The sequence below is a fragment of the Streptomyces sp. NPDC003943 genome, assembly GCF_053605265.1.
Map to the genome: position 1 here is coordinate 41,798 of NZ_JBSGIW010000028.1, position 16,335 is coordinate 58,132.

15 protein-coding genes are annotated in these 16,335 nt (G+C 71.4%); 2 read left to right on the forward strand and 13 right to left on the reverse strand.

Annotation, left to right across the window (positions count from 1 at the left end):
• Positions 1 to 49 precede the first annotated feature (49 nt).
• Entirely contained in the window at positions 50 to 238 is a 189-nt protein-coding gene (locus tag ACWEV0_RS14615) for a hypothetical protein (RefSeq protein ID WP_453149629.1), read from the forward strand.
• 206 nt (positions 239 to 444) lie between these two features.
• On the opposite strand, the gene ACWEV0_RS14620 is transcribed toward ACWEV0_RS14615, so the two are convergent.
• From ACWEV0_RS14620 to ACWEV0_RS14635, 4 genes are read right to left on the reverse strand one after another with little or no spacing between them, the layout of a single operon-like run.
• Complete coding sequence (locus ACWEV0_RS14620) at positions 445 to 954, reverse strand: GNAT family N-acetyltransferase (RefSeq protein WP_453149631.1); 510 nt, start codon at positions 952 to 954, stop codon at positions 445 to 447.
• A complete protein-coding gene (locus tag ACWEV0_RS14625) occupies positions 951 to 1,892 on the reverse strand; it encodes an RluA family pseudouridine synthase (protein ID WP_453149633.1) in 942 nt (313 codons plus the stop codon). Before ACWEV0_RS14625 ends, ACWEV0_RS14620 begins: the two co-directional genes overlap by 4 nt.
• Before the next feature lie 39 nt (positions 1,893 to 1,931).
• Positions 1,932 to 2,519, reverse strand: coding sequence for a signal peptidase II (gene lspA / locus ACWEV0_RS14630; RefSeq protein ID WP_453149635.1), 588 nt, complete (start codon positions 2,517 to 2,519; stop codon positions 1,932 to 1,934).
• A gap of 34 nt (positions 2,520 to 2,553) precedes the next feature.
• Complete coding sequence (locus ACWEV0_RS14635) at positions 2,554 to 3,402, reverse strand: TraR/DksA family transcriptional regulator (RefSeq protein ID WP_453149637.1); 849 nt, start codon at positions 3,400 to 3,402, stop codon at positions 2,554 to 2,556.
• A 564-nt stretch (positions 3,403 to 3,966) separates the two neighbouring features.
• Here ACWEV0_RS14635 and ileS point away from each other — a divergent pair.
• Entirely contained in the window at positions 3,967 to 7,107 is a 3,141-nt protein-coding gene (gene ileS / locus ACWEV0_RS14640) for an isoleucine--tRNA ligase (protein WP_453149639.1), read from the forward strand.
• A gap of 665 nt (positions 7,108 to 7,772) precedes the next feature.
• Here ileS and ACWEV0_RS14645 read toward each other — a convergent pair.
• The 9 genes from ACWEV0_RS14645 to ftsW all read right to left on the reverse strand — a co-directional run bounded on the left by ACWEV0_RS14645 (position 7,773) and on the right by ftsW (position 16,293).
• Entirely contained in the window at positions 7,773 to 8,852 is a 1,080-nt protein-coding gene (locus ACWEV0_RS14645; RefSeq protein WP_453149640.1) for a DivIVA domain-containing protein, read from the reverse strand.
• Positions 8,853 to 8,916: 64 nt separating this feature from the next.
• The gene (locus ACWEV0_RS14650; RefSeq protein WP_451608022.1) at positions 8,917 to 9,207 is read right to left on the reverse strand and encodes a YggT family protein; all 291 of its coding nucleotides are present in this window, start codon (positions 9,205 to 9,207) and stop codon (positions 8,917 to 8,919) included.
• Positions 9,208 to 9,289: 82 nt separating this feature from the next.
• Entirely contained in the window at positions 9,290 to 9,913 is a 624-nt protein-coding gene (locus ACWEV0_RS14655) for a cell division protein SepF (RefSeq protein ID WP_453149642.1), read from the reverse strand.
• Between the two features lie 137 nt (positions 9,914 to 10,050).
• Positions 10,051 to 10,770: a YggS family pyridoxal phosphate-dependent enzyme gene (locus ACWEV0_RS14660; RefSeq protein ID WP_453149644.1), complete on the reverse strand. Its 720-nt coding sequence runs from the start codon at positions 10,768 to 10,770 to the stop codon at positions 10,051 to 10,053.
• Positions 10,770 to 11,552, reverse strand: coding sequence for a peptidoglycan editing factor PgeF (pgeF, locus tag ACWEV0_RS14665; protein WP_453149646.1), 783 nt, complete (start codon positions 11,550 to 11,552; stop codon positions 10,770 to 10,772). The genes ACWEV0_RS14660 and pgeF overlap by 1 nt, the downstream gene beginning before the upstream one ends.
• 4 nt (positions 11,553 to 11,556) lie before the next feature.
• Entirely contained in the window at positions 11,557 to 12,765 is a 1,209-nt protein-coding gene (ftsZ, locus tag ACWEV0_RS14670; protein WP_453149647.1) for a cell division protein FtsZ, read from the reverse strand.
• A 279-nt stretch (positions 12,766 to 13,044) separates the two neighbouring features.
• The gene (locus ACWEV0_RS14675) at positions 13,045 to 13,824 is read right to left on the reverse strand and encodes a cell division protein FtsQ/DivIB (protein ID WP_453149648.1); all 780 of its coding nucleotides are present in this window, start codon (positions 13,822 to 13,824) and stop codon (positions 13,045 to 13,047) included.
• 30 nt (positions 13,825 to 13,854) lie between these two features.
• Positions 13,855 to 14,943: an undecaprenyldiphospho-muramoylpentapeptide beta-N-acetylglucosaminyltransferase gene (gene murG, locus ACWEV0_RS14680; RefSeq protein WP_453149649.1), complete on the reverse strand. Its 1,089-nt coding sequence runs from the start codon at positions 14,941 to 14,943 to the stop codon at positions 13,855 to 13,857.
• Between the two features lie 6 nt (positions 14,944 to 14,949).
• Entirely contained in the window at positions 14,950 to 16,293 is a 1,344-nt protein-coding gene (gene ftsW / locus ACWEV0_RS14685) for a putative lipid II flippase FtsW (RefSeq protein ID WP_453149650.1), read from the reverse strand.
• Between the last annotated feature and the right edge of the window lie 42 nt (positions 16,294 to 16,335).

A 16,335-nucleotide genomic window follows, 5' to 3' on the forward strand; every position in this document is an offset into this window, starting at 1 on the left:
AGGCGCCTATCATAAAAGGGACATTCCGACCACTCGCCAGGAGGATGTCATGTTGAGACAGCACATAGGGCGCAAGGCGGCAGCCGTGCTGCTGGCCGTCGCCGGCATTCTGGGCGCCGGTTCGGCCGCGATGGCGAACCCGAGCCCGCCCACCAACGGCGGAAACGGCGGGGGCCACAGCGGCCAGTGCACCGGATCCGTCTACGACCGTCCGGCCGGGTGCCACACCTACAAGTAGCGGTCACCCGCACGTCAGCGATCACCACGTCCGGGCCGGGAACACCGTCCCCCGGACGTATGCCGACAGGGCCTGTCCTACCCGGACCAGGCCCTCAGTCATGCCGCTCCCCCGGCCCGGCCGGCCGACGGACGGCCAGGCCGGTCCACCGGCGCGACGGGAGCCCGGCCACTGGACCGGACCACCAGGCCGGACCACAAGACCGGCTACAAGGACCTTCGCATGGCGCGGTGCGGCATCCCCGCGTCCGGGAACTCCGGCCCGTACGCCGCGTAGCCCAGGCGCTCGTAGAAGCCCAGCGCGTGCGTCTGCGCGTGCAGGTCGACGGCCGCGAGCCCGCGCTCGCGGGCCGCGTCCTCGATGGCCCGCACCAGGGCCGCGCCGATCCCGAGGCCGCGCGCCGCCTTCGACACCGCCAGCCGCCCCAGCGAGCCCACCGAGGCGTCCGCGCCGGTCTTGCCCACCGCGTCCGCCCCGAGGAGCAGCCGCCCGGTGCCCAGCGGCACGCCGTCCGCGCGGACCGCGAGGACGTGCACGGCCGTCTCGTCGTACGTGTCGTACTCGATCTCCTGCGGGACGCCCTGCTCGTCGACGAAGACCTCGCGGCGCACGGCGAAGCAGGCGTCACGGTCGTCGCGCTTCACGGCCTCACGGACCGCGTACGCGGCGGGCTCCTCCGGCCGGACCTCGGCGGCGGGAACCGGCTCCGCGGTCACCGGCTCTCCGACGCGATCCGGTCGAGGGCGGTCTGCAGGTCGGCCGGGTAGGTGCTCTCGAACTCGACCCACTGCCCGTCGCCGGGGTGCTCGAAGCCGAGCCGGACGGCGTGCAGCCACTGCCGGGTCAGGCCGAGGCGCTTGGCCATGGTCGGGTCGGCGCCGTAGGTGAGGTCGCCGACACAGGGGTGGCGGTGCGCGGACATGTGCACCCGGATCTGGTGGGTGCGGCCCGTCTCCAGCTTGATGTCGAGCAGCGACGCGGCCCGGTACGCCTCGATCAGGTCGTAGTGCGTCACGGACGCCTTGCCGTCGGCGGTCACGGCCCACTTGTAGTCGTGGTTCGGGTGCCGGCCGATGGGCGCGTCGATGGTGCCGCTCAGCGGGTCCGGGTGCCCCTGCACCAGGGCGTGGTAGCGCTTGTCGACCACGCGCTCCTTGAACTGGCGCTTCAGCGAGGTGTACGCGTACTCCGACTTGGCCACCACCATCAGGCCGGAGGTGCCGACGTCGAGGCGGTGCACGATGCCCTGGCGCTCGGCGGCGCCGGAGGTGGAGATCCGGTAGCCGGCGGCGGCCAGGCCGCCGATCACGGTGGTGCCGGTCCAGCCGGGGCTGGGGTGCGCGGCCACGCCGACCGGCTTCATGATCACGACGATGTCGTCGTCGTCGTGGACGATCTCCATGCCCTCGACGGGCTCGGCGACGATCTGCACCGGGGAGGGCGCGCCGGGCATCTCGACCTCGAGCCACGCGCCACCGCTGACCCGCTCGGACTTGCCGACGACGCTGCCGTCGACGAGGACCTTGCCTGCGGCGGCCAGCTCCGCCGCCTTCGTACGGGAGAACCCGAACATACGGGCGATGGCGGCGTCGACGCGCTCGCCCTCCAGGCCGTCGGGTACGGGCAGCGTGCGGATCTCGGGACTCGTGCTCACCCTGTCGAGTATGCCTTGCCCCGGGACATGGCCCGGCACTCAGTCCTTGTGGACGGTGCCGTCCGGGTCCAGACCGCGGAAGGACAGCAGGACGATCAGGATGCCGCCGCACACGATCGCCGAGTCGGCGAGGTTGAAGACGGCGAAGTGCGCGGGCGCGATGAAGTCGACGACCGCGCCCTCGAAGACGCCGGGCGAACGGAAGATCCGGTCGGTGAGGTTGCCGAGCGCGCCGCCGAGCAGCAGGCCGAGGGCGATCGCCCAGGGCAGGCTGTAGAGCTTGCGCGCCAGCCGGACGATCACCACGATCACGACGGCCGCGATCACCGTGAAGATGATCGTGAACGCCTCGCCCATGCCGAAGGCGGCACCGGGGTTGCGGATGGCCTCCAGGCGCAGCAGGTCACCGATCACCTTGATCGGCTCGTGCCCCTCCAGCCTCTCGACCACGAGCATCTTGCTGCCGAGGTCGAGCAGGTAGGCGAGGACGGCCACCACGAAGAGCGCGGCGATCTTCCGCTTGCCCTTCGGCCGCTCCTCGACCTCGGGAGCCGTGGTCTCGTCGGCGCCTGCCGATTCCGGAGTACCGATGACGCTCTCCCCGATGACGCTGTCCGCCTCTGCCATGCCCACGAGGGTACGACACACACCTCCGGCAGCGTCAGCCGCGCCGCTCCTGCTTCTGCTTGTCCTCCACGCACAGCGTGGCGCGGGGGAAGGCCTGCATCCTGGCCTTGCCGATGGGCTTGCCGCAGACCTCGCACAGCCCGTACGTGCCCGCGTCGAGCCGCTCCAGGGCGTGCTCCGTCTGCTCCAGCATCTCGCGGGCGTTCGCGGCCAGGGCCAGCTCGTGCTCGCGCGTGATGTTCTTCGTACCGGTGTCGGCCTGGTCGTCGCCGGCCCCGTCGCCGGAGTCGCGCATCAGGCCGGTCAGCTCCTCCTTGGAGTGGACGAGCTCGTTGCGCAGCCGCAGCGCCTCGGCCTGCAGCTCGCTGCGGGCCTCGGCGACCTCCTCGGGGGTCCACGGCTCCTCGCCGGGGCGTACGGCGAGCTCGCCGGCCCTGGCCTGGGGCACCGCGGCGTCGTCGCCGGCCGTCGTGACGCCACCCGCGGTCTTCTTCGCTGCCACCGTCCTGGCTCCTGTCTTCTCGGTCGCGGCCTTCCCGGCCGGGGCCTTCTTCGCCGGCGTCTTCTTCGCCGGGGTCTTCTTTGCGGAGGTCTTCTGCTCGGGGGCCGTGAGCGCGGCGGCCGGAGTGTCGTCGACGACCGCCCGACTCGCGGCCGTCTTCTTCGCCGTCGCGTTCTTCGCCGTCGCCTTCTTCGCGGCCGCCTTCTTGACGGCCGCCTTCTTCACGGCCGTCTTCTTCGCCGTCGCCTTCTTCGCGGCCGGGGCCTTCTTCGCCGCCGTCCTGACCGCCGTCTTGACCGCCTTCTCCGTCGTCTTCGTCGTCTTTCCGGCCGCCGCTTTCGTGGCCGCCGTCTTCTCCGCGGCGGTCTTCTTCGCCACCATGTCGCGGCCCCTTCACATTTTGTGATCTTGCTCGCGAATCGTGCTGGGACGATAAATCGGCCCAAGGTCCGCGGCAACGGGGCACGCCGCCCATTCCGCCCGCCCCGGCGCCGTGCCGGTCGGGTCTGACTCGGTTGTGCCCAGCTCCACGGCGGGTTATCCGCGCCACCGCTCCCCCACTTGGCCGCGGCGCAAGTCCGCGCCGAGCCGTGTGGCCATTCGGGTCACGGGGAGTCCCGCCGGAATACGGTCGGCCGGTGTCCGCTCCGCCCCGTACACTGGGCTGAGCGAAAGGCTTGGATGGGGACGAGTAGCGTCGTACGCAGCCATGAGCGACCCGGGGACGGTGCGAGCCCGGGGGCGTGCCCGATGTGAAGCATCACCCCGGAGCTGCCGGAAGAAAGCCGCCGGACCGTGAGGACCGTGCGGCGACTAGACCCGGCGTCGCGACCCCAATGAGGGGGCTCAGGGCGTCCGCGCCCGGGGCCAAGGAGGGTGGTACCGCGGGAGCACTGCTCTCGTCCCTCCGGACGGAAACGTGGCACATCCGCCGGAGGAAGATCGATGTCTTCGCAGTACCGCCAGGTACCCGCCCAGGTAGACCTGCCCGCGCTCGAGCACGCCGTGCTCGACTTCTGGCGCGAGAACAAGGTCTTCGCCAAGAGCCTCGAGCAGTCCGAGGGACGCCCCGAGTGGGTGTTCTACGAGGGCCCGCCGACGGCCAACGGCATGCCGGGCGCGCACCACATCGAGGCCCGCGTCTTCAAGGACGTCTTCCCGCGCTTCCGCACCATGCGCGGCTACCACGTGGCCCGCAAGGCCGGCTGGGACTGCCACGGCCTGCCGGTCGAGCTCGCCGTCGAGAAGGAGCTCGGCTTCTCCGGCAAGAAGGACATCGAGGCGTACGGCATCGCCGAGTTCAACGCCAAGTGCCGCGAGTCGGTGACCCGCCACACCGACGCCTTCGCCGAGCTGACGACCCGCATGGGCTACTGGGTCGACATGGACGACGCGTACCGCACCATGGACCCCTCGTACATCGAGTCGGTCTGGTGGTCGCTCAAGCAGATCTTCGACAAGGGCCTGCTCGTCCAGGACCACCGCGTCGCCCCCTGGTGCCCGCGCTGCGGCACCGGCCTGTCGGACCACGAGCTGGCGCAGGGCTACGAGACGGTCGTCGACCCGTCCGTCTTCGTCCGCTTCCCGCTGACCTCCGGCCCGCTCGCCGGCAAGGCCGCGCTCCTCGTCTGGACGACCACCCCGTGGACCCTGGTGTCCAACACGGCCGTCGCCGCCCACCCCGAGGTGACCTACGTCGTCGCCACCGACGGCGACGAGCGGCTGGTCGTCGCCGAGCCGCTGCTCGACAAGGCGCTCGGCGAGGGCTGGGTGACCACCGGCGAGTCCTTCACCGGCAAGGACATGGAGCGCTGGACGTACCAGCGCCCGTTCGAGCTGGTGGAGTTCCCCGACACCGCCCACTACGTCGTCAACGCCGAGTACGTGACGACCGAGGACGGCACGGGTCTGGTCCACCAGTCCCCCGCCTTCGGTGAGGACGACCTCAAGGTCTGCCGCGCCTACGGCCTGCCGGTCGTGAACCCGGTGCGCCCCGACGGCACCTTCGAGGAGGACGTGCCGCTGGTCGGCGGCGTCTTCTTCAAGAAGGCCGACGAGGCGCTCACCGCCGACCTGGACGCGCGCGGCCTGCTCTTCAAGCACATCGCGTACGAGCACAGCTACCCGCACTGCTGGCGCTGTCACACCGCGCTGCTCTACTACGCGCAGCCGTCCTGGTACATCCGCACGACCGCCGTGAAGGACCGTCTCCTCGAAGAGAACGAGAAGACGAACTGGTTCCCGGACTCGGTCAAGCACGGCCGCTTCGGCGACTGGCTGAACAACAACATCGACTGGGCGCTCTCCCGCAACCGCTACTGGGGCACCCCGCTGCCGATCTGGCGCTGCGCGGACGACCACCTGACGTGCGTGGGTTCGCGCGCCGAGCTCTCCGAGCTGACCGGCGCGGACCAGTCGGGCCTCGACCCGCACCGCCCGTTCATCGACGACGTCACCTTCACCTGCTCCGCCGCGGGCTGCTCCCTTGAGGCCGTCCGCGTCCCGGAGGTCATCGACGCCTGGTACGACTCGGGCTCGATGCCGTTCGCGCAGTACGGCTACCCGTATCAGAACAAGGAGCTGTTCGAGCAGCGCTACCCGGCGCAGTTCATCTCCGAGGCGATCGACCAGACCCGCGGCTGGTTCTACACGCTGATGGCCGTCGGCACGCTGGTCTTCGACAAGTCCTCGTACGAGAACGTGGTCTGCCTGGGCCACATCCTCGCCGAGGACGGCCGCAAGATGTCCAAGCACCTCGGCAACATCCTGCAGCCGATCCCGCTGATGGACCAGCACGGCGCCGACGCGGTCCGCTGGTTCATGGCGGCCGGCGGCTCGCCCTGGGCGGCGCGCCGCGTCGGCCACGGCACGATCCAGGAGGTCGTACGGAAGACCCTCCTCACCTACTGGAACACCGTCGCCTTCCAGGCGCTCTACGCCCGCACGTCCGGCTGGGCGCCGTCCGCCGCCGACCCGGCGCCGGCCGACCGCAGCGTCCTCGACAAGTGGCTGCTGTCCGAGCTGAACACGCTCGTCGCCGGCGTCACCGAGGCGATGGAGGCGTACGACACCCAGCGCGCCGGCAAGCTGCTCTCGGCGTTCGTCGACGACCTCTCCAACTGGTACGTGCGCCGCTCGCGCCGCCGCTTCTGGCAGGGCGACGCCTCCGCGCTCCGCACGCTGCACGACGTCGTCGAGACGGTCACGCGGCTGATGGCCCCGCTCACCCCGTTCATCACCGAGCGGGTGTGGCAGGACCTGGTGGTCCCGGTGACCCCCGAGGCCCCCGAGTCCGTCCACCTGTCCTCGTGGCCGGAGTCGGACGCCGCCCTGATCGACCCGGTCCTCTCCGAGCAGATGATCCTGGTCCGCCGCCTCGTCGAGCTCGGCCGCGCCACCCGCGCCGAGTCCGGCGTGAAGACCCGCCAGCCGCTGTCGCGCGCGCTGGTGGCGGCGACGGGCTTCGCGGACCTGAACGAGGAGCTCCAGGCGCAGATCACCGAGGAGCTGAACGTCTCCTCCCTGGCGTCCCTGTCGGAGGTCGGCGGCTCACTCGTCGACACGACGGCCAAGGCGAACTTCCGCGCCCTGGGCAAGCGTTTCGGCAAGGGCGTCCAGGACGTGGCGAAGGCGGTGGCGGCGGCCGACGCCGCGGCCCTCTCCCTCGCCCTCCGCTCCGGCGAGGCGTCCCTGGAGGTGAACGGCGAGACGATCGTCCTCACCCCCGAGGAGGTCATCATCACCGAGACCCCGCGCGAGGGCTGGTCGGTCGCCTCCGACTCCGGCGCCACGGTCGCCCTCGACCTGGAGATCACCCCGGAGCTCCGCAAGGCGGGCCTGGCCCGTGACGCGATCCGCCTGATCCAGGAGGCCCGCAAGAACAGCGGCCTCGACGTCGCGGACCGCATCGCGCTGCGCTGGACGTCCACGTCGGACGAGACGGTGGAGGCCCTGACGGCCCACGCCGCCCTCATCGCCGACGAGGTCCTGGCGACGGACCACGCCCAGGGCCCGGCCGACGACACGTACGGCACCCCCTTCGAGGACGAGGGCCTGTCCCTCACCTTCCGCCTCCGCAAGGCGTAGCGGCTACGACGAAGGGCCCGGCCTCCCGCGTGGGGGGCCGGGCCCTTCGCCGTACCCACAGAGCGAGGCCCCGTGCGTGGCGGGGGCTACACCGCACCGCCCATGACCGGGCGCCGCCCCCGCGGGTTGTGCCCACCCGTCCCGCCCTGCGGGACAAATGCCCACAACGGTACGAGAAGAGGCCCTCGGCACCGGTGCTACGGCCTGCGACGCAAAGCGGCCGCCCCTCGCCCCCGTGGCGCAAAGCCACCGCGCCTCCGGGGGCCGGGGGCCACCCCGCGACGCGAAGCCGCCGCCCCTTCCGAACCCGCGGCGCAAGGCCGCCGCGCCCCCGGGGGCCGTGGACTACCCCGCGGCGCGAAGCCCGCGCCTCCAGGGCCGGGGTCAAACCCCGCGGCGCGAAGCCGACCGCACCCCCGGAGCCGGGGCCACGACCCCGCGGCGCGAAGCTGCCGCCCTCGGGGGTTCGGGGCGCAGCCCCGGTTTCGGGAAGGGGCGGGGTGGGGGAAGGAGCTCGCCGCAGGCGCAGCCCGCCCGTGCCCGACGCAACGGCCCGGCGCGAAGCCACCGCACGCCGAAGGGCCGGGCCCCGGGGAAACCCGGGGCCCGGCCCTTCAGGACTGCCGACGACGGCTCACGCGCTCACCACGCGTAGACCCGCCCCCTCAGTTGTCGTCCTCGTCGATCAGGAACCCGCGCATCGGCGCCGGCGCCTGCTGCATCGGCTGCGGGGCCTGGGGACGGACCGGGGCCATGGGCTGGGTCATGGCCGGGGTCATCTGCTGCTGGCCGCCGTAGGACGGGGCGCCGCCCATCGTCGCGTTGCCACCGTAGGACGGGGCACCGGCGCCGGCCGGGGCCATCGACGGGGACGGCGGCAGGGACGCGGTCGCCGGGGTCCGCGGCGGGGCCAGCGAGTCGTCCGCCTGGGAGTCCAGCTGACGCAGCTGGGACTCCAGGTAGGACTTCAGGCGGGTCCGGTACTCACGCTCGAAGCCCCGCAGGTCCTCGACCTTGCGCTCGAGGGTGGCGCGAGCGGACTCGAGCGAGCCCATCGCGACGCGGTGCTTCTCCTGCGCGTCCCGCTCCAGCGCGTCGGCCTTGGCGCGGGCGTCCCGCTCCAGGCCCTCGGCGCGCGAGCGCGCCTCGCCGACGATCTTGTTGGCCTCGGAACGGGCCTCCGCGATCGCCTGGTCGGCGGTCTGCTGCGCGAGCGAGAGGACGCGCGCGGCGCTGTCGCCACCGGGGGCCTGCGGCGCCTGCGGCTGCATCGGCTGCTGCTGCGGGTGACCCATGGGGCCGCCCTGCATGGGGCCACCCTGCATCGGGCCGGGGCCCATCGGGCCGCCCTGCATCGGGCCGGGGCCCATCGGGCCGCCCTGCATGGGGCCACCCTGCATGGGGCCGGCGGGCAGCGCGGGCGCACCGGACGGCAGCTGCGGCGGGCCCATCTGCGGCTGCTGCTGGGCCGGCGGTCCGGATATGGCGGCGGGCACGGGAGCGCCGGGTCCGACGGGACGGTCCTGCGGCTCCGGCGGCTTGCGCATGCCCTGCTGCTGGTTCTGCGCGGCGGCACGGGTCGCCGCGGCCAGCTTGGCGCGCAGGTCCTCGTTCTCGCGGAGCAGTCGGGTCAGTTCGGCTTCGACCTCGTCGAGGAAGGCATCGACCTCGTCCTCGTCATAGCCTTCTCGAAGGCGGACGGTCGTGAACTGCTTGTTCCGCACGTCCTCGGGGGTCAGCGGCATCTCTTCTTCACCTCTACGTAGTCGTCGGCAGTCGGCAAGACCGTATCGTCCACATTCACCTCACTCACCCCGCGAAACCGCGCACGACGGAGATCAGGATGTAGACGATGATCATCAGAACGAAGAAGGACAGGTCGAGTGCCACGCCCCCGAGGCGCAGCGGCGGGATGAGCCGCCGCAGCAGCTTGAGCGGTGGATCGGTGACAGTGTAGGTGGCCTCAAGGACGACCACCATCGCCTTCCCGGGTTGCCACGACCGGGCGAACTGGAAGACGTAGTCCATGACCAGCCGGAAGATCAGGAGGACGAGGAAGCACATCAGCGCGATGTAGACCACCTGCAGTGCGACGCCCATCCCGCGGTTCCCTCTCCCCTGGCTCTCGTGCTCTCACTTGTCCGGCCGCCCTCTGCGGCCGGGCCTTCTCGGTCTCGTTCTTTCAGCTCTGGTTGAAGAATCCGCCCTCAGCAATGCGGGCCTTGTCCTCCGCCGTGACATCGACGTTAGCAGGCGACAACAGGAACACCTTCTGCGTCACGCGCTCAATGCTGCCATGGAGACCGAAGACGAGTCCGGCGGCAAAGTCGACAAGTCGCTTCGCGTCGGTGTCGTCCATCTCCGTGAGATTCATGATCACCGGGGTGCCCTCGCGGAAGTGTTCCCCGATGGTACGGGCCTCGTTGTAGGTCCGCGGGTGCAGCGTGGTGATGCGGTAAGGCTCCCGCTCGGACACGACCTTGGGCATGATCACCGGTGCGTTCTTCTCCAGGCTCGGGCGTTCGGGTGTGATGGATGCCACGGGGGCAATTCGGGCCGGACGCCCGCTCTCGGCGGGTACCGGGACAGAATGGGACACCGGTTCGCGGGGCGCCGGCGGCGTCACCACGCGCACCGGCTCCTCCCGCTCCACCTGCCGCGGCGGCTGGTGGTGGCGCCGGTCCCGCTCGGGCTCCGGCTCCAGCTCGGGTTCGAAGTCGTCGTCGGGGTCGAACCCCCGGCCGTCGTAGCCATCGTCCTCCACGAGGCCGAGGTAGACCGCCATCTTGCGCATCGCGCCGGCCATATCTCCGCATCCTCCGCTCTGTGGTGGATCGCCCTTACCGAATGTCGCAGTGTCACCAAGTGCCCGCGATCCACGGGTCCTCCGCCCCTCGGCGGAATGACCATATTTTCTGCTGTGGTCCGACCTGCTTCGCGACGTTACCCGAGCTTCGGGCGGACTCCGAGTACCGCCGTACCGATGCGCACGTGTGTCGCTCCGGCCGCCACGGCCTCTTCGAGGTCCGCACTCATCCCTGCTGACACCATGTTCGCAGCAGGACGGGTCGTGCGCAGGTGAGTCGACAAATCCATCAGCCGCTCGAAGGCGGCCTGTTGCCGGCCCGCGAACGGACCGGCCAGCGGTGCGACGGTCATCAGCCCGTCGCACCTCAGTCCGGGAGCGGCGTCGATCGCCGCCGCCAACTCCTCGATCCCGTCCGGGGCCACCCCGCCGCGGTCGCCGCGGTGGCCGGACTCGGCGTCGAGGGCGACCTGGACCAGGCAGCCGAGCTCGCGCTCCGCCTTCTCCGCGGCGGCGGAGAGGGCGGAAACGAGCTTCAAACGGTCCACGGACTGCACCACATCGGCATAACCCACCACGGAACGGACCTTGTTCGTCTGCAACTGGCCCACGAAGTGCCAGGTCAGATCCAGGTCCGCGCACGCGGCGGCCTTCGGGGCGGCGTCCTGGTCGCGGTTCTCCGCCACGTGCCGCACACCGAGTTCGTGCAGAAGTCTCACGTCGCTCGCCGGGTAGGTCTTGGTGACCACGATCAGGGTCACGTCCTCCCGCTCCCGCCCGGCGGCGGCGCACGCGGCGGCGATGCGCTCCTCCACCTGGGCGAGGTTCGCGGCCAGTTCCGACTTGCGGTCCGTCATCAGTTCTTTCCTGCCGGGGGTCCGGGGGTCGCCCCCCGGGTGGGCACAGTCGCCAACCAGACATATCCCGCGAGTCGCCCCGTGGTGCGGTCGCGGCGGTACGAGTAGTGGTCGCCGGACTCCAGGGTGCAGACCCCGGCGTCCGCGACGTCCGTCACCCCGAGCCGCGCCAACTGGGCGCGCACTCCGGCGGCGACGTCGACCGCGGGGGTGCCCCAGCTCGTCTCTGCGTACGCGGCCGGTTCGACCGCGGCGACCTCGGCACGCATCGCCTCGGGCACCTCGTAGCAGCGCCCGCAGACGGCGGGGCCGGTGCGGGCGGTGATCCGGGCGGGGTCGGCGCCGAGTTCGACCATCCGCTTCACCGCCGCCGGGACGACCCCGGCGACCATCCCGGGCCGCCCGGCGTGGGCGGCGGCGACGACCCCGGCGACGGGGTCGGCGAGCAGGACGGGCACGCAGTCCGCGGTGAGCACGGCGAGCGCGAGGCCCCGGCGGGTGGTGACGACGGCGTCCACGGACGGGACGGCGTCGCCGGTGCCGGACCAGGGTCCGTCGACCTCGGCGACATCGGCGCCGTGCACCTGGTTCATCCAGACGACGTGCGCCGGGTCGAGCCCGAGTTCGGCGGCGGCCCGCGCCCGGTTGGCGCGGACGGCCTCGGGGGCGTCGCCCACGGCGCCGCCGAGGTTGAGCTCCTCGTACGGAACGGCGCTCACTCCGCCCCACCGGTCGGTGAAGGCGAAGTGCGCGCCGCTCGTGTCGTAACGCTGCCCTATCAAGGCGTCACTTCAGGAAGTCCGGGACATCCAGCTCTTCGGCCTGGGTGTCCGGGTACGGGCGGGCCGGCGGCACCACCGGCGGGGCGGGCGGCAGCGGGGTCTCGCTGACCGGCGCCGGCTCGACCGGGGCGGCCGGCTCCTCGCGCGGGGTCACCGTGCCCAGGCCGCCCAGCGGGCGGGAGGTCTCGGCGAGACGGGGAGCCGGGGCGGGCTCCTCGCGCTTGGCGGAGGCCGAGCCGATGATGTTGTCGCGGCGGGCCGGCGGCTGGCCGCCGTCGAAGCCGGCCGCGATGACGGTGACCCGGACCTCGTCGCCGAGCGCGTCGTCGATGACGGCGCCGAAGATGATGTTGGCCTCCGGGTGGGCGGCCTCGCTCACCAGCTGCGCGGCCTCGTTGATCTCGAAGAGACCGAGGTCGCTGCCGCCGGAGATGGAGAGCAGCACACCGCGGGCGCCGTCGATGGACGCCTCCAGGAGCGGCGAGGAGATCGCCATCTCCGCGGCGGCCACCGCGCGGTCGTCGCCGCGGGCGGAGCCGATGCCCATGAGGGCCGAACCGGCCTCGGACATGACCGACTTGACGTCGGCGAAGTCGAGGTTGATCAGACCGGGGGTGGTGATGAGGTCGGTGATGCCCTGGACACCGCTGAGGAGCACCTGGTCGGCCGACTTGAAGGCGTCGAGCACGGAGACCTGGCGGTCCGAGATCGAGAGCAGTCGGTCGTTCGGGATGACGATGAGGGTGTCGACCTCTTCGCGGAGCTCGGCGATGCCGTCCTCCGCCTGGTTGGCGCGCCGGCGGCCCTCGAAGGTGAACGGGCGGGTGACCACACCGATCGTCAGGGCGCCGAGCGAGCGCGCGATGTTGGCGACGACGGGCGCGCCGCCGGTGCCGGTGCCGCCGCCCTCGCCGGCGGTGACGAAGACCATGTCGGCCCCCTTGAGGACCTCCTCGATCTCCTCGCGGTGGTCCTCTGCCGCCTTGCGGCCGACTGCCGGGTTGGCCCCGGCCCCGAGGCCACGGGTGAGTTCACGGCCGACGTCGAGCTTGACGTCGGCGTCGCTCATCAACAGCGCCTGCGCGTCGGTGTTGATGGCGATGAACTCGACGCCCTTGAGACCGACCTCGATCATTCGGTTGATGGCATTGACACCACCGCCGCCGACACCGATGACCTTGATGACTGCGAGGTAGTTCTGCGGTGCTGCCACGTCGAAGGCCTCTCGCCTCGAGTTACGTGTCGCCGCTTCGCGGTGGTAGCGCGTCGCGGCGACGGATGCCGATGGGGACGGTCCGAAACGCCGACCCAAACCCTAACGTTGAAGTTTAGGGTTACCAGTGTCCCTGTTCCTTGGACTCTTCCGAACAGGACACTAAGTCGACAAGTGGCGCACGTTCAACGAACACGCCGAACCTCCCGTTTTTCTTTTCACCCTATGTGATCACCCGTAGCCCTGGCCAACCAGGGGCCTGGCCTGCGCCGATGGGCGTCAACTCCGGGACGAAGCGGGCGCGGTGGGGGCACTTACATCGAAGTGCCCCGCTTTGGGAGTCGCTTTCATCAGAGCGGTGAGAACACGGGCCTTGACCGGGCCGTCCTCCCCGCTGCCCCAGAGGACGGTGCGGCCCTCGCCGAGCTCCAGGGTGATGGAGTCGAACGAGGTGATCCGGACGACACGGACGTCTTGGGCGATTTTCTCCGGGAGTTCGCCCGTCACGCCTACCGCGACCGTGAGGAGCCGCTGCGCGTCGAAGCGGCGCAGGCTCGGGGAGCCGGCGACGTCGAGGACGAGCCTGGGTACGCCGCGGGGCGGCGTGGCGACGGTGGCGAACCGCACACCGCCGGAGTCCACTTCGATGAACTTTCCGCCGTTTTCGAGGAGAAGGACCGGCCGACGTTCCGTCACTTTCAGACCGATTCCGTGCGGCCACGACCGTACGACGTCCACGCTGTCGATCCGTGGCAGCTCCCGGCGCAGCCGGGCCTCGATGCCGTCGGTGTCGACCGAGACCAGCGGCGCGCCGAGCGGTACGGCCGCGACACGCTCGACCTGTTCCGGGGTGAGCACCTCCGTACCGGAGGTGCTCACCTTCTCGACCCGGAACCAGGTGGAGCCGTACAGCGCCCAGATGCCGCCGGCGAGCAGGGCGACACCGGCGAGACCGAGCAGGAGAGCACGCGGGCCGGGCACCCGGAGGTTCCGGGCGCCCGGTCGGGACGGCTGCCGCGAGGAGCCCTCGGACCTCTTGCTCGCGCTCTTCCCTGCCACGTCTCTCCTCGCCGTGGGCACCGCTGTCGCCTAGTGGCGGGCGGCGATCGCCTCGTACACCATGCCGACGAGCAGGTCGTCGGCGTCCCGGCGGCCGAACTCGGCGGCGGCGCGGGACATCTCGTACAGCCGGTGCGGGTCGGCGAGCACGGGCAGGACGTTGGACTGCACCCACTGCGGCGACAGCTCCGCGTCGTCGACGAGGAGGCCACCGCCGGCCTTGACCACCGGCTGGGCGTTGAGCCGCTGTTCGCCGTTGCCGATGGGCAGCGGGACATAGGCGGCCGGAAGCCCGACGGCGGAGAGCTCGGCGACGGTCATCGCGCCCGCGCGGCAGAGCATCATGTCGGCGGCGGCGTACGCGAGGTCCATCCGGTCCACGTACGGTACCGGCACGTACGGCGGCATTCCGGGCATGTTGTCGACACGCGGCAGTTCGTTCTTCGGGCCGACCGCGTGCAGGATCTGGATGCCGGAGCGCTGGAGCACCGGGGCGATCTGCTGGATCACCTCGTTGAGCCGGCGTGCGCCCTGGGAGCCGCCGGAGACCAGCAGGGTCGGCAGGTTGGGGTCGAGGCCGAAGGCGGCGCGCGCCTCGGGGCGGACCCGGGCCCGGTCGAGGGTCGCGATGGAGTGCCGCAGCGGGATGCCGATGTAACGGGCGTTGCGGAGCTTGGAGTCCGGGGTCGCGACGGCGACCCCGGCCGCGTACCGCGAGCCGATCTTGTTGGCCAGGCCGGGCCGGGCGTTGGCCTCGTGGACCACGATCGGCACGCCGAGCCGCTTGGCGGCCAGATAGCCCGGCAGCGCCACGTAGCCGCCGAAGCCGACCACGCAGTCCGCCTTGGTGCGCTCCAGGACCTGCTCGGCGGCCTTGATGGTGCCGCGCAGCCGCCCGGGGACGGTGATCAGCTCGGGCGTGGGCTTGCGGGGCAGCGGCACGGCGGGGATGAGCGCCAGCTCGTAGCCCCGCTCGGGGACCAGCCGGGTCTCCAGGCCCTTCTCCGTGCCCAGCGCCGTGATGCCCACGGTGGGGTCCTGCCTGCGCAGGGCATCCGCGAGGGCGAGCGCGGGCTCGATGTGACCGGCGGTACCTCCGCCGGCGAGTACGACATGCACCGAAATTCACCGCTCTCCGGACGGACGCTTCTTGACGCGCCGTCGCATCGACTTCCATCTCCCCCCGGCCCGCTTGCCCCAGCCGGGGCGGCGCATGGCCAGGGCCGCTTTCGCGGCGGGCTCCTGTCTCGCGAAGGCGATGAGCAGCCCGACGGCGAACATGGTCGGCAGCAGGGCCGACCCCCCGTACGAGAACAGCGGGAGCGGGACTCCGGCGATCGGCAGCAGACCGAGCACCGCACCGATGTTGATCACGGCCTGCGCCGTGATCCAGGTGGTCACGCCTCCCGCGGCATACCTGACGAAGGGGTCCTCCGTGCCTCCGGCCACGCGGATACCCGCATAGCCTAGAGCCGCGAACAGGGCCAGTACCGACAGCGTCCCCGCCAGACCCAGTTCCTCCCCGGTGACGGCGAAGATGAAGTCGGTGTGCGCTTCGGGGAGTTGACCCCATTTTTCCACACTCGCCCCGAGGCCGGAACCGAACCATCCGCCCGAGGCCAGAGCATAGATTCCGTGCGCGGCCTGCCAGCACGGGTCGCCCGCGCCGCCCGGGTCGCTGGCGCCGAGGCAGCCGAAGCGTTCCAACCGGTGCGGGCTGGTCTTGATCAGGAGCCCGCCGATCGCGGCGGCGACGCCGAGCACGCCGACGAAGAGCCGGGTGGGCGCGCCGGCGGTCCACAGCAGGCCGAACAGGATCGCCGTGAGGATGATCGCCGTGCCCATGTCACCGCCCAGCATGATCAGACCAAGCAGCAGAAACGTTCCGGGCACCAGCGGGACCAGCATGTGCTTCCACTGCGTGAGCAGCTTCATGTCCTGCTTGCGGGCCAGCAGATCGGCGCCCCACAGGATCAGCGCCAGCTTGCCGAACTCGCTGGGCTGGAGCATGAAGGGGCCGCCCAGCGAGATCCAGTTCTGGTTGCCGCCGACCGAGACCCCTATCCCGGGGATCTGGACCAGCACCATCAGGAAGATCGCCCCGACCAGGATCGGGTAGGCGAGCGCCCGGTGCAGCTTCACCGGGATCCGGGAGGCCGCCAGGAGCAGCCCGCCGCCGATCAGCGCGGCGAGGAACTGCTTGCGGAAGAAGTAGGAGGGCACCAGGTCGTAGCGGAGCGCCGTGATCATCGAGGCGGAGTAGACCATCACCAGGCCGAGCGCGGTGATGAGCAGTCCGGCGCCGACGATCACGTAGTACGCGGTCAGCGGCCGGTCCCAGGCCCGGCGGGCCCGTTCGTACAGCCCCCGCGGCCCGCCCGGACGCCGGCTGCGCGACGCCGCGGGGGCGGGCCGGCCGCCCCCGCGTGCGGTGGCGGCCTTTCGCGGCCCGGCGGTTCTGCTCGGCATGGTCGCTGTCCCCTCCAGTCGTGCCCGGCCCGCGGCCGGGAC